Below are 13049 nucleotides of genomic sequence, written 5' to 3'. Positions count from 1 at the left end.
CCTCAGCGTGCCGCGGCGTCCTGGGACGCGGTAGGGGCGTCCGCCGCACGGTCGCCCGTGAACACGAGGCGTCGGTAGGCGACGTAGCGGAACGCGGTGCCGAGCGCGAGCCCGACGACGTTCGCCGAGATGTTCTTGGCGAGCGGGGACGTGAGGCCGAGCGCGTACGTGGAGATCGCGAGGCAGCCGACCGCGATGAGCATGCCACCGACGTTGACGACGACGAAGGCCGCGAGCTCGCGACCGCGCGCCTGGGTGCGGCGTGCGGAGAAGGTCCAGTAGCGGTTGCCGACCCACGCGACGAGCGTCGCGACCGTGACGGACACGATCTTGGCGGTGAGCGGCTTGTGCCCGAGGAGCTCGCCCGGGCCGAAGCTGAGCAGGTTGAACAGGCCCAGGTCGACGACGTAGGCGACCGCGCCGACGGACCCGAACTTCGCGAGCTCTCGCACCCGGGCGAGGACGCGCTCGCGGCGCGGCAGGGCCGCCGCGTCCGCCTCCGCTCGGCGGTCCAGGTCGCTCGTCACCCCACGAGGCTACCGGGCGCTCCTGAGCGTCGCCCAGGTGCCGCCGTCCGCCATGGGGTGTGCCGACCGACGGCCGAGGCGTCCGGTACGCGGTCTCCGCATGGTCCCGTGGCCCCCAGGCACTAGGGTGGGTGCACGTGGCAGCCCCAGTGATCGCCGTGGTCGGCGGAGGACAGCTCGCACGCATGATGGCCCCCGCGGCCGGAGAGCTCGGCGTGCACCTGCGTGTGCTCGTCGAGGCCCCGGACTCGTCCGCGGCTCAGGTCGTGGTCGACGCCCCCGTGGGCGTCGCGTCCGACGAATCCGCGATCCGCTCCCTCATCGCCCCCGCGAGCGCCACCCCGGCGGACGTGCTGACCTTCGAGCACGAGCACGTCCCGAACGCGCTGCTCACCGACCTCCTCGAGCACGGCACGCCCGTGCGTCCCGGACCGGACGCGCTCGTGCACGCGCAGGACAAGATCGTCATGCGGCGGCGGCTCACCGAGCTCGGCGTGCCGTGCCCGCGCTGGGCGGCGCTCCCCACCGAGCCCGACGCCGCCCGGGCCGCTCTCGCGGACTTCCTCGCCGAAGTCGGGGGCGAGGCCGTCGTGAAGACGGCGCGCGGCGGGTACGACGGCAAGGGCGTGCGCGTCGTGTCTGTCGCCGAGGGCGGCCCCGAGCAGGTCACGGAGTGGATCGAGGCGGCCGCCGCGGGCGGCCCCGAGCTGCTCGTCGAGGAGAAGGTGCCCTTCACGCGCGAGCTGGCCGTCCTCGTGGCGCGCCGCCCGTCCGGGGGGATCGACGGCACGGGTGAGGTCCGGACCTGGCCCGTGGTCGAGTCGATCCAGCGCGACGGCGTGTGCGCCGAGGTGATCGCACCCGCGCCGGGGCTCACCGACGCCGAGGCGGAGCGCGCACGCGACGCCGCGGTCCGGATCGCCGGGGGCCTCGGTGTCACCGGGGTGCTCGCGGTCGAGATGTTCGAGGTCGCGGGCGAGGACGGGCCGCGCGTGCTGGTCAACGAGCTCGCGATGCGCCCCCACAACTCCGGGCACTGGACCATCGACGGCGCGGTGACGAGCCAGTTCGAGCAGCACCTGCGCGCGGTGCTGGACCTGCCGCTCGGCGGTACGACGGCCACGGCGCCCTGGACCGTGATGGCAAACGTGCTCGGGTCGACGCTCGTCGAGCTCACCGACGCCCTGCCCGCCGTCCTCGCCGCCTTCCCCGACGCGAAGGTCAACCTGTACGGCAAGGGCGTGCGCCCCGGGCGCAAGCTCGGGCACGTGAACGTGAGCGGCGACGACCTGGACGAGGTCCGGCGCCGGGCCCTGGCCGCGGCCGCGATCCTGCGGGGCGAGGACCCCGAGGGCACCCCGAGCGAGGAGCGAGCATGAGCGAGAACCCTGTCGTCGGCATCGTCATGGGGTCGGACTCCGACTGGCCCGTCATGGAGGCCGCGGCCGACGCGCTCGCCGAGTTCGGCGTGCCCGTCGAGGTCGACGTCGTCTCCGCCCACCGCATGCCCGTCGAGATGATCGAGTACGGCCGCACGGCCGCCGAGCGCGGCCTGCGCGTGATCGTCGCCGGCGCCGGGGGAGCGGCCCACCTGCCGGGCATGCTCGCCGCCGTGACGCCGCTGCCGGTGATCGGCGTCCCCGTGCCGCTGCGTCACCTCGACGGCATGGACTCGCTCCTGTCGATCGTCCAGATGCCCGCGGGCGTCCCCGTCGCGACGGTCTCCGTCGGCGGGGCGCGCAACGCGGGACTGCTCGCCGCACGCATCCTCGCGGCCGGCACGGACGACGACGCCGCGCGCCTGCGGGACAAGATGGTCGCCTTCCAGGCGGACCTGGGCGACCAGGCACGCGCCAAGGGCGCACGCCTGCGTGCCTCGCGATCAGACGTCTAGGAGCCACCCGTCCCGCGAGATCGGCCCGTACGTCCCAGATCGACCTTCTGAAGGCCGATGTGACGACCTGCGGGTCGATCTCGTCGCTGCGTCACTGTGGGAGCCCGCCGACCTGCCCCGCGGGCAGGTTGCCGTCTCGGATGTCGACCCAGAACTTGCCGACGGTCTCGGGGTCCAGCTGCACGGTCGACCCGACGTTGCCGCCCGGGCGGTAGTCGGGGTTCGAGATCGGCGGCGTGCCGGTGATGCCCTCCGGGCCGTTGGCCTTGCGGAACGCGAGGGCGAGCTTGCCCAGGTCGATGATGCCGGTGCTCTGGTCGACCGTGAGCGACCCGAGGCCCGAGTCCAGGAGCGAGACCTGGTCGCCCGGGCGGAACAGGATGCTCGGGTTCGCCGCCTTCGAGCTGATCGCGCCGATCACCTGGCGCTGGCGCTCGGCACGGCCGATGTCGCCCTTGGGGTCGGAGTAGCGCATCCGCGAGAACGCGAGCGCGGTGTGACCGTCGGCGACGTGGCACCCGGCCGTCCAGACGAGCTCGCTCTTCGGGTCGTCCACGTCGTAGTCGAGGCACAGCTCGACGCCGCCGACGGCGTCGACGATGCCCTCGACCCCGCCGAACCCGACCTCGACGTAGTGGTCGACCGTGAGGCCGGTGAGCTGCTCGACGGTCTGCACGAGCAGCGGAGGGCCTCCCCACGAGTAGGCCGAGTTGAGCTTGCTCGCGCCGTTGCCGGGGATCTCCGCGTAGGTGTCGCGCGGCAGGCTGATGAGGGCGACCGGGCCGCTCGGAGGGGCGTGCAGGACCATGATCGTGTCCGTGCGCGCGCCCTCGGTGCCGTCCTCGCTGATGCCCTCGCCGCGCGCGTCCGAGCCGGCGAGGAGGTAGGTGTTGCCCGGGGTGCCCGGCGCGCCGGAGAGCGCGTCGACGTGCTGGATCTTGCCGTTGGCCCAGATCAGCAGGCCCACGGGCCACGCGAGGAGCGCGACGATCACGACGCACGCGACGAGCCCGACGACGCGACCCTTGCGGACGCGGAAGCCGCCCCCGCCGGTCCGCGGCGCACCCGTGCCCGACGGCGGCCGCCCGCTCCCGCCGCCGGCCCGGCTGCTGCTCGGGCGGGGAGCGGCGCCCGGACGGCTCCGCGTCGTCGCCGGCACGGCCTGGGCACCCCCGTGGGGCGACGACGAGACGCGCGGGGGCGTCGCCGTCGCCTGACGGGGCTGGCGGGACGGGGTGACCGACGGCGGGAGCGCCGACGCCGCGGCGTCCGCCCGCGGGCGGGTGCCGCGCGCGGGAGGTGCCGGCGGGGGAGTGCCCTTGCGTGCGGGGGCCACGGGGATCTCGCGGGACGACTGCCGCTTGATGCGCGGCTCGAGGCGCACGGCGTCGTCGGGCACCGCGGGGCGGGGCCGCGCCTGGGCGCGTCCGCTGTTGCCCACCGCGATCGCGTCGTCGACGGACGACGGCCGCGGGGCGCGGCCGCCCTGGGGCGTGAAGCTGGGGGGGAGCGACCGTGGGTCGCGCGACGGGTCGGTCATGGCGTCACCCGCACTGCGCGGTCTCGTCGGCGGCGGAGAACGCCTCCTTGCCGGCTTCCTTCGTCTGCACCGGGGCGGGCTCCCCGGACGCGTCGTCGGTCGGCGCGTCCGCGCCGGCCTGCGACGGCGGCTCGGTGGCCTCGACGGCGTCGCCGGACCCGCCTGCGGTCTCGTCGGCGGCGGGTGCGGGCGCGACGATCGGCTCGTCGGCGCGCACCTTCGCCCAGAGCTCGTCGGCCTCTGACGTCCAGACGACCTTCGCGTCGGGGTCCTGCGGGTCCGGCGCGTTCGGAACGGTCATGAAGGTGATGTTGCCACTGGTCGCGCCCTTGAGGCTGAAGGCGAGCCCGGCGAGGCTCGGGATCGACGAGAGGTTGTCGCTCATGGTGAGCGACTTGGTGCCCGCGTCGACGAACCCGTAGATCTGGCCGAGGTCCGAGAGCACGTTCTTCGAGAGCACCTGGTTCACCGTCGCGGCGAGGAGCTGCTGCTGACGGCCGATGCGGCTGAGGTCCGACCCGTCGCCCACGCCGTAGCGGGCCCGCGCGAACCCGAGCGCCTGCGCACCGTCGAGCGTCTGCATCCCCGCATCGAGCCGGAGGTCCGCCTTGGGCGAGTCGATCGCCTCGGGGATGCAGATGGGGACGCCGTCGATCGCCGTGACCATGTTCTGGAAGCCGGCGAAGTCGACCACGACGAACCCGTCGACGAACACGTCGGTGAGGCTCTCGACGGTGGTGATCGCGCAGGCGGCGGCCGAGTCGACGTCGCCCCCGACGGTCGCGCCGTTGGCGAACGCGGCGTTGAAGCGGGTGTTCGCGGGTGCGGTCGTCCTGCCGCTCGTCGTGTTGCACGCCGGGACGTCGACGCGCGAGTCGCGCGGGATCGAGACCATCTCGACGCGTGAGCGGTCCGCGGAGACGTGCACGAGGATCGTCGTGTCCGAGCGCATGCCCTCGACGCCCTCGACCTCGTGGCCGTTCTCGCCGCCCCGCTCGTCCGAGCCCATCACGAGGATGTTGAGCGGCTTGCCGGCGTTCGGGTCGGTCGGGTCGGGCTGCGCGGGGCGGTCGGTGAGCAGACCGTCGATGTTCGAGCTGGTGATGTTGCCCTGGATGTTCGACAGCGCCGACGCCCCGCCCACCGCGCCGAACGCGAGCACCGCGGTCGCGACGAGGCCGACCGTCCGAGCGGCGCCGTGCGTGCGGAGCGCCCGTGCGTGCGACGGCCCGCGCGACTGCCGGTCGGCAGCCGCGGCGCGAGCCTGGGCACGGGAACGAGACGTCACGGGCACCGAGCATAGGCGGCGTGTGCGAGGCCACGGCGCGGGGGGCGGGCTGAGCGCGTGGAGGAGTTGTGTGAGGGGTCGTCCACGAGCATCGACGGGCGTGCAGCCGGCCTCCTCGGTGTCGACTATCCTTCGCTTCGTCGGGGGGGCGAGGAAGCCCCTCTGTTCGTCCCGCCCCACGCTGGAGATGCCGGTGCGCAGTGCTCGTCAGGTCGTGACCACCCTCCGGTCGCTCGCGCACCGCCTCGTCCACGTCGACGAGGTGACCCAGAGGGTCGACGAGGTGACCCAGAGGGTGGAGTCGGCGCTCACCTCCTTGAGCCGCACGACCGACGCCCTGAGGGTCGAGCACGCGGCGCTCCAGCGGCGGCTGGACGCGATGGAGCGAGCGACCGCAGACCGCGACCGGCAGGGCGCGCGTGCGGTCTCGGCGCTGAACGACACGGTCAACCTCGTGTCTCGCCGTGGCGCCTTCGCGCGGCCGGTGACCCGTGTCGTCTTCCTCGTCCACCATGTCGAGGCATGGGACAGTCTCGACGACCTGGTCCGGCTGATGGAGATGTCGGACGACTTCGACCCGGTGGTGGTCACGATCCCCCGGCACTTCGGCGGCCAGGGAGAGCTGCGGGACGAGGAGCTGGTGCACGAGGGCCTCGCCGCTCGCGGGATCTCGCACCTGCGCGCGACGGCGGACCGCGTCGACGACGTGCTCCGCCTCGTCAAGATCCTCGAGCCGGACGTCGTCGTGCGCCAGTCGCAGTGGGACCAGGACGTCGACCCGCTGTTGTCGACAGCACTGCTCGACTTCGCGCGGCTGTGCGTCGTCCCGTACGAGACCATGAACCTGGTCGTCAACGTCCCCGGCCCCGGCACACCGGGCGTCAACACCGCCGTGGACGCCGGCTTGCACCGGGCGGCGTGGCTCGTGTTCTGCACGAACGCCCAGACCTTCGCCGCTGCCGAGCGGGACGGGGTGCGCGGTGCCGGACACTTCCGGGTGACCGGTCACCCCAAGCTGGACGTGCTGCGGGCCGCCGAACCCTCCTGGCCGGTCGTCGGTGGAGAGTCGCGGCGCCCCCGCGTCGTGTGGTCGTCGCACCACTCGATCGGCGCGGGCTGGACGCGGTTCGGGCTCTTCCCCGAGCTTGCCGAGGACATGCTGGAGTGGGCGCGTCAGGGCGAGGCGGAGATCGTCTGGATGCCCCACCCCGCCCTCGTGCCGTACATGGCGCGCGAGGTGTCCCCCTACACGACGTCGCAGTACGAGGACTGGCTCGTGCGCTGGTCCGCGCTCGGGAACACCTCGGTCGTGCAGGGCGGTGGCTACGCGCCCGTGCTCGCCGCCGCTGACGTCATGGTGACCGACGGGCTCAGCATGCTCGCGGAGTTCCAGGTCCGGCGCAAGCCGGTCGTGTTCGTCGAGCGTGCCGGTCACCGTCCCTTCACCGACCTCGGTGAGCGGATCGTCGCGGGAACGCACGTCGTGGGCGACACGGCGGGTGCTCGCGCCGTCGTGGAGCACGTCCTGCGAGACGGTGACGAGCTCGCCCCGGTCCAGGAGCGCAACGTCGAAGAGCTCCTCGGGCCGCCCGGCGCGGCCGGCCGGATCCTCGACGTGCTGCGGGCCGAGATCGCCGCCGTACGCTCCGGGGCCGGCCTTCCCGAGGCGGCCCGCGCACCCCGGCTCGGGTAGCCTGCTCGCCGTGCCAGCAGATCCGAGAACCGCGTCCGAAGCCCCCCGCGTCGTCGCGGTCGTCGTGGCGTACAACCGCCGTGACCTGCTGGTCGAGGCGCTCGACGCCCTCGCCGCGCAGACGCGGCCCGTCGACCGGGTGGTCGTCGTCGACAACCGGTCGGACGACGACTCCGCGGTCGTCGCCGCGGAGCACCCGGTCGGTGCCGACGTCGTCGGGCTGAGCCGGAACACGGGCGGTGCCGGTGGCTTCGCCGTGGGCCTCGCGCACGCCGTCGACGTCCTCGACGCGGACCTCGTCTGGCTCATGGACGACGACACGATCCCCACCCCGGACGCGCTGCGGGCGCTCCTCGAGGCGCGGGACGAGTATCCCGGCCCGGTGGCGCTCCTGGGCAGCCGCGTCGTGTGGCACGACGGGCGCGACCACCCGATGAACACGCCCCGGGTCCGTCCCGGGGCGTCCGGGGCCGAGATCGCCGCCGCGCGGGCGGCGCGCGCCGTGCCGGTGCGGTCGTCGTCGTTCGTCTCGATGCTCGTGGACGCCCGCGCCGTGCGGCACCACGGGCTGCCGGTCGCGGACTACTTCATCTGGAACGACGACTTCGAGTACTCGGCGCGACTGCTGCGGCGCGGGACGGGACTCTCGGTCCCGGCCTCGGTCGTCGAGCACCGCACCAAGGCGTTCGGCTCGACCGACGCCGACCCCGGCGAACGCTTCTACTACGAGGTGCGCAACAAGATCTGGATGATCACCCGGTCGTCGTCGCTCGACCCCGTCGAGCGGCTCCTGTACAGCGGGGCGAGCGCGCGGCGCTGGGCCCGCACGTTCCTGCGGAGCGAGCGCCGTGACGTGCTGCTGCGCGCCGGTGCGCGAGGGCTGCGGGACGGCGTCCTGCGCGGTCCGCGACCGTCGGCGGAGGTCCTCGACGGGGCGGGAGCCGAGACCCGTTCCGTCGCGGCGGTCGACGCCCGTGCGGCGGAGGCACGGTGACGTCCTTCTCCGTCCTGCTGCCGGTCTACCACCGGGACGACGTGGCGTTCCTGCGCCGCTCCTTCGCGTCGGTCACGACGGAGCAGGAGCTCCCTCCGACGGAGGTCGTCGTCGTCGAGGACGGGCCGCTCGGCGACGCCCTGGACCGCACGCTCGACACGCTGGAGGCGGGGTCGCCCGTCCCGGTGCGACGTGTCCGGCTCCCGCGGAACCGCGGGCTCGCCGTCGCGCTCGAGGAGGGCCTGGCGCAGTGCGCGCACGAGATCGTCGCGCGTCAGGACGCGGACGACGTCAGCCGCCCCGGACGGTTCGCCGCCCAGGTGCCGCTCGTCGAGGGTGGCCTCGACATCGTCGGGTCGGCGATCGAGGAGTTCGACGCCGACGAGCCGGCGCCCGGTACCAGTCCCGGACTCGTCCGGGTGCCGCCGCTGAGCTCCGAGGAGATCGATCGCGCCGCGCGGTTCCGCTCGCCGTTCAACCACCCGTCGGTGGTGTACCGCCGGTCGGCCGTCGCGGCGGTCGGCGGGTACGAGGACCTGCCGCTCATGGAGGACTACTGGCTGTTCGCGCGGATGCTCGCGAACGGGGCGCGGGCTCGCAACCTCCCCGAGCCGCTCGTCCTGTACCGCGTCGGCGCCGGCGCGTACGCGCGGCGAGGAGGGTCCCAGCTCCTGCGGTCCGAGCTGGAGCTCCAGCGCCGCCTGCACGGCATCGGGTTCACCACGACGCTCCAGGAGATCCGCAACTCCGTCCTGCGCGGCGGCTACCGCCTCGTGCCGGAGGTGCTGCGCCGCGGTGCGTACCGGGCGGACGCCCGCCGTCGCTGACGGGCGCCCGCGCCGGTCAGGACTGCTCGGCGCGCGCCTCGGCGACGGTCGTCTCCTCGAGCCGGTCGACCGACTCGTCGACGGCGGAGAGGCGCGCCTCCGCGAGGCTGAGCTCGCGCGTCAGCAGCGTGATCTTGCGGCTGAGCTGGTTGGAGCGCCGGTGGCTCGTCGCGATGTAGCTGACGAACGCGATGACGAGAGCGTAGAGCAGGAGGTCGGTGCCACGGCCCACGCCGACCGCGTTGGCCAGCACCGAGAGGGCGTCGGGGAAGATGATCGCGAGCACCGCGGCCACGACGAACCCGGCGAGCAGGAGCCGCCGGATCGCCTGGTGCCGGGCGTTCGCGGTCGAGCGGGTGAGCATGACGGTCACGACGACGACCGCCAGGATGAGGATGACCTGGATCAGCACTGTTCTGGCTCCCCGCTCACTTGAAGATGAGGTCGACGAGGATGTTGACCGAGTTCCACACGGACTGGCCCTTTCCTCGCGAGTAGTCCGTGTACAGGACGTGCACCGGCGCCTCGCGCCACGGCAGCTTGCTCTTGGCGAGCTGGTCGACGATCTCGCTCGCGTGCGCCATGCGGTCCTGCGTCATGTTCACGGCGAGGGCGGCGTCGCGACGCAGCACGCGCAGCCCGTTGTGCGCGTCGGAGAGCTTGAGGCCGGTCGTGGCGTTCGTGAACCACACGGCCGCGCGCAGGACCACTCGCTTGATCAGCCCCGGCTTGGTCCGCTCGTCGAGGAATCGCGACCCGAAGACGATCGCGACGTCCTCCGAGCGTGCGAGCTCGACCATGGCGACGGCGTCGGAGACCTGGTGCTGCCCGTCGGCGTCGAAGGTCACGAGGTACGTCGCGCCGGGCTGCTCGCGCGCGTACTCGATGCCGGTCTGCAGCGCCGCGCCCTGGCCGAGGTTCACGGCGTGGCGCAGCACGATCGCTCCCGCCGCGCGCGCCTGCTCGATCGAGTCGTCGGAGCTGCCGTCGTCGACGCACACGATGTGCGGGAACGTCGGCAGGGCGTCGCGCACGACGTCGCCGATGACCGAGCCTTCGTTGAAGAGGGGGATGACGAGCCAGGCGTCGTCGACAGGAGCCGGAGCCACGGCGTCCGGGGCGTGGGCAACCGCGTGCCCACGCGTCTGTGGCGGATGCATGACCCCCATTGTGACAGTTCTCCGACCGCGTGACGCACGCCCGCGCGAGGGCGCAACTCGCGCGGATCGGGCGAAGCCGTGCACATACTGGCGACCGTGGGCGAGCACAGGGGCGTCGCCCGGTCGGAGGTGACGCGGGGTGTTCCGGGTACGCAGGACGACGTCGGTCGTCGCAGGGGTCTCGGCATGGGTGACGATGGCGGTGGGGTCGGTCGGCGTGCCCTTCCTCGGCGGGGAGGCGGCAGCGTCGCCCGGGGGAGGAGCGGCGTCGACGCCGCTCACCGTACCGTCCGCGCTCGTCGCGGCCCAGGACACCGAGGGCGAGCCCGTCCTCGAGGAGATCCCGCTCGAGCCCGACCCCGCGCTGGGTGGCCCGGACGCGCCCACGGCACCGGACGCTGTCCCGTTCGACGGCGAGGCGGCCGACGACGGTACCGGCTCCTCCGACGTCGTCCTCGCCGCCGAGACGACCGCAGCCGGGCTGGTCGTCGTCGGCGTGACGTGGGAGCAGGGCTCCGCGCCGGCGGACCTGGCCGTCGAGATTCGCACGCGGTCCGCCGACGGGTGGGGCGGGTGGACCGCGCTCGAGGCCGACGACGCAGAGGCGGGCGAGGGCGACGGGAGCCCGCTCGCCGGCGTCCGGGACGGCACGGAGCCGTATCTCGCCGGCGAGGTCGACGCGGTCGAGGTCGCTCTGCGGCACGCGGCCGGGGACGGCCCGGTCGACGCGCGCCTCTCGGTCGTGGGCACCGCAGCGCCCGACGACGCGGCAGCGGGCACCGACGCCGACGCGGACCCGGGGACGACGGAGCCGGGGACGACGGAGCCGGGGACGACGGACCCGGGGACGACGGACCCGGGCACGTCGGACGTCGGGTCACCGACCGGTGCGAGCCTCGGCGCGGAGGCGCTCGGAGAGGTGAGCCAGGTCTCCCTCGACGTGCTCGGCGCCGACGCCTCGACGATCGGGACCTCGACGGAGGTCGCGCTCACGGGGGCAGGGGTGGCCGGGGCGGCCCTCGCCGCGGCCTCGTCGCCGCGGCCGACGATCTACAGCCGCGCGCAGTGGGGCGCGGACGAGTCGATCTCGACGTGGACCCCGCAGATCGGCAAGGTCGTCGCCGCCACGGTGCACCACACGGCGGGGACGAACAGCTACACCTCGGCCCAGGTCCCGGCGCTGCTGCGGGGTATCTACACCTACCACGCGCAGTCCCGGGGCTGGGGCGACATCGGCTACAACGTGCTCGTCGACAAGTTCGGTCGGCTCTGGGAGGGCCGCAAGGGCGGGCTCGACCGCGCCGTGATCGGCGCGCACGCGTCGGGAGTGAACTCCGCGGCGTTCGGGGTGTCGTTCCTGGGCAACTACGACACGACGGCCGTCCCGACCGTCGCGATCGACGCCGCAGCCCGGGTCATCGCGTGGAAGTTCGCCCTCCACGGCGTCACGGCGGGGACGTCGACGGTGATCAACGGACAGCGTCTGCAGACGGTGTTCGGCCATCGCGAGGTGGGGCAGACGTCGTGCCCGGGGCGGTACCTGTTCGCGCGCATGCCCGAGCTGCGGACCAAGGTCAAGGGGCTCGAGGGCGACACGGCGTCGCGCGCGTACGCGCCGCGCGACCTGTCGGGCGACGGGTTCGCGGACCTCGCCCTCCGCGGCTCGTCGTCGGCCGACCTCGCGACCGCGTCCGGCGCCGGCTGGCGGCCCGCGACGTCCGTCGGCGCGGGCTGGACGGGGAACCGGACGATCGGTGCCGGCGACTGGACGGGCGACGGGCTGCCTGACCTCATGCTCGTCGACGCGAGCGGGCGGCTCTGGCTCTACCCCGGCCGCTCCGACGGGGGATGGTCGCCACGGCGCGCGGTCGGGAACGGCTGGCAGGTGATGAACCTCGTGACAGGCGGGCACGACTGGGACGGCGACGGGCGGCCCGACCTGCTCGCGCGGCACGGCGACGGCAGCCTCTACCTCTACCCGTCGAACGGCAGGGGCGGCTTCGAGCCGCGGCGCCGGATCGGCTCGGGCTGGCAGTCCATGGCCGCCGTCGCCATGACGGGCACGCTGTCCGACGGCCGCCCCGCACTGGTCGCCCGCAGCGGGGTCACGCTCTACCTCTACCGCGGTGACGGGAGGGGCGGTTTCAGCGGCGCGCGCACCGTGGTCGGGACGGGCTGGCAGGCCATGACCGCCATCGTCGGCGTGGGCGACATGAACGACGACGGCCGGAGCGGCGACCTCGTCGCACGCGACGCCGCGGGACGCCTCTTCCTCTACCCGGGGACGGGCACGGGAGGGCTGCGGGGCCGGTCGCAGATCGGAGCCGGCTGGCAGTCCTTCTCGGGGATCGTCTCGGCGGGCCGCTCGGGCCGTGGTCAGGACCTGTACGCCGTCCGCTCCGGCAGCGGCCAGCTCTTGCGCTACTCCTACCAGGGGCAGGGCGACTTCCAGCGCGTCGTCGCGACGGGCGTGACCGGGGGTTCCGGCGTCGCGGAGCTCGTCCCGACGGGGGACTTCGACGGCGACGGCCGCCGTGACCTCGTCGTGCGCCGCACGAGCGGCGAGCTCTACCTGCACCGCGGGACCGGCGGCGGGCGGTACGCCGCGTCCGGCACTCGTGTGGGCACGGGGTGGCAGGTCATGCGCCAGGTCATCGACGGTGGGAACTTCCTCGGTGACGGACGTCCCAGCCTGATCACCCTCGACACGAGCGGGCGGATCTGGCTGTACCCCACGACGGGAGCCGCCCGGTTCGGCGCGCGGGTCCTCCTCGCGTCCGGCGTGTCCAACGTGGACATGATCGTCACCGCGGGGATGTGGTCAGGGGGCCGGGTCCCGGACCTGCTCACGCGCGACTCCCGTTCGGGCGACCTCCAGCTGCGGCGCGGCAACGGGGCTGCGCTCCTCGGCAACCCCACGACGATCGGCACGGGGTGGGGCGGGCTGACGCGCGTCGTGGGCGTCGGTGACGTGGACGGGGACGGCAAGCACGACCTCGTCGCGCGCCGGTCGGACGGGACGCTGGTGCTCTACCCCGGGAACGGCGCCGGAGGGTTCTACCCGTGGCGCACCTACGGGTCCGCACCGGCACCCATCGCGTGAGCGCGTGCCGGGGACTGCGCTCG

General features: G+C 73.9%; 11 protein-coding genes. 6 read left to right on the top strand and 5 right to left on the bottom strand.

Annotated features, from left to right (window positions below; all coding sequences use genetic code 11):
- Window positions 1-2 precede the first annotated feature (2 nt).
- Window positions 3-527, bottom strand: coding sequence for a GtrA family protein (locus tag ACN9MS_RS15175; RefSeq protein WP_426309318.1), 525 nt, complete (start codon window positions 525-527; stop codon window positions 3-5).
- Window positions 528-664: 137 nt separating this feature from the next.
- On the opposite strand from ACN9MS_RS15175, the gene ACN9MS_RS15170 reads away from it, so the two are divergent.
- Both ACN9MS_RS15170 and purE read left to right on the top strand, forming a co-directional pair.
- Window positions 665-1906, top strand: a complete 1242-nt coding sequence (locus tag ACN9MS_RS15170) for a 5-(carboxyamino)imidazole ribonucleotide synthase (protein WP_426309317.1) — start codon at window positions 665-667, stop codon at window positions 1904-1906.
- Window positions 1903-2421, top strand: coding sequence for a 5-(carboxyamino)imidazole ribonucleotide mutase (gene purE / locus ACN9MS_RS15165; RefSeq protein WP_426309316.1), 519 nt, complete (start codon window positions 1903-1905; stop codon window positions 2419-2421). The genes ACN9MS_RS15170 and purE overlap by 4 nt, the downstream gene beginning before the upstream one ends.
- 91 nt (window positions 2422-2512) lie before the next feature.
- Here the strand turns inward: purE and ACN9MS_RS15160 are convergent, their stop codons facing one another.
- The gene (locus tag ACN9MS_RS15160) at window positions 2513-3961 is read right to left on the bottom strand and encodes an LCP family protein (RefSeq protein ID WP_426309315.1); all 1449 of its coding nucleotides are present in this window, start codon (window positions 3959-3961) and stop codon (window positions 2513-2515) included.
- Window positions 3962-3965: 4 nt separating this feature from the next.
- A complete protein-coding gene (locus ACN9MS_RS15155) occupies window positions 3966-5249 on the bottom strand; it encodes an LCP family protein (protein ID WP_426309314.1) in 1284 nt (427 codons plus the stop codon).
- A gap of 214 nt (window positions 5250-5463) precedes the next feature.
- Here ACN9MS_RS15155 and ACN9MS_RS15150 point away from each other — a divergent pair, with 214 nt between their 5' ends.
- The 3 genes from ACN9MS_RS15150 to ACN9MS_RS15140 are packed head-to-tail and all read left to right on the top strand — an operon-like array spanning window position 5464 to window position 8763.
- Window positions 5464-6942 carry a hypothetical protein gene (locus ACN9MS_RS15150; RefSeq protein WP_426309313.1) on the top strand — a complete coding sequence of 493 codons (1479 nt, stop codon included), beginning with the start codon at window positions 5464-5466 and terminating at the stop codon, window positions 6940-6942.
- A gap of 10 nt (window positions 6943-6952) precedes the next feature.
- A complete protein-coding gene (locus ACN9MS_RS15145) occupies window positions 6953-7936 on the top strand; it encodes a glycosyltransferase (RefSeq protein WP_426309312.1) in 984 nt (327 codons plus the stop codon).
- On the top strand, window positions 7933-8763 hold the full coding sequence (locus ACN9MS_RS15140; protein WP_426309311.1) for a glycosyltransferase: 831 nt from the start codon (window positions 7933-7935) through the stop codon (window positions 8761-8763). Before ACN9MS_RS15145 ends, ACN9MS_RS15140 begins: the two co-directional genes overlap by 4 nt.
- Before the next feature lie 16 nt (window positions 8764-8779).
- On the opposite strand, the gene ACN9MS_RS15135 is transcribed toward ACN9MS_RS15140, so the two are convergent.
- Window positions 8780-9175, bottom strand: a complete 396-nt coding sequence (locus tag ACN9MS_RS15135; protein WP_426309310.1) for a DUF2304 domain-containing protein — start codon at window positions 9173-9175, stop codon at window positions 8780-8782.
- A 16-nt stretch (window positions 9176-9191) separates the two neighbouring features.
- Window positions 9192-9923, bottom strand: coding sequence for a glycosyltransferase family 2 protein (locus ACN9MS_RS15130; RefSeq protein ID WP_426309309.1), 732 nt, complete (start codon window positions 9921-9923; stop codon window positions 9192-9194).
- Window positions 9924-10119: 196 nt separating this feature from the next.
- On the opposite strand from ACN9MS_RS15130, the gene ACN9MS_RS15125 reads away from it, so the two are divergent.
- Window positions 10120-13026 (top strand): FG-GAP-like repeat-containing protein, encoded by a 2907-nt coding sequence (locus tag ACN9MS_RS15125; RefSeq protein ID WP_426311906.1) that lies wholly within the window; start codon window positions 10120-10122, stop codon window positions 13024-13026.
- Window positions 13027-13049: the final 23 nt, after the last annotated feature.

The organism is Cellulosimicrobium sp. E-16, from assembly GCF_049913115.1.
Taxonomy (GTDB): Bacteria; Actinomycetota; Actinomycetes; order Actinomycetales; family Cellulomonadaceae; genus Cellulosimicrobium.
The sequence above is the reverse complement of the archived record's forward strand: the minus strand, read 5'-3'. Positions and strand labels throughout refer to the sequence as shown.

Bases quoted from the DNA above. Each gene is read 5' to 3' on its own strand.
- purE (WP_426309316.1), top strand. From the start codon at position 1,903: ATGAGCGAGAACCCTGTCGTCGGCATCGTCATGGGGTCGGACTCCGAC.
- ACN9MS_RS15160 (WP_426309315.1), bottom strand. From the start codon at position 3,961: ATGACCGACCCGTCGCGCGACCCACGGTCGCTCCCCCCCAGCTTCACG.
- ACN9MS_RS15130 (WP_426309309.1), bottom strand. From the start codon at position 9,923: ATGCATCCGCCACAGACGCGTGGGCACGCGGTTGCCCACGCCCCGGAC.
- ACN9MS_RS15125 (WP_426311906.1), top strand. From the start codon at position 10,120: ATGGCGGTGGGGTCGGTCGGCGTGCCCTTCCTCGGCGGGGAGGCGGCA.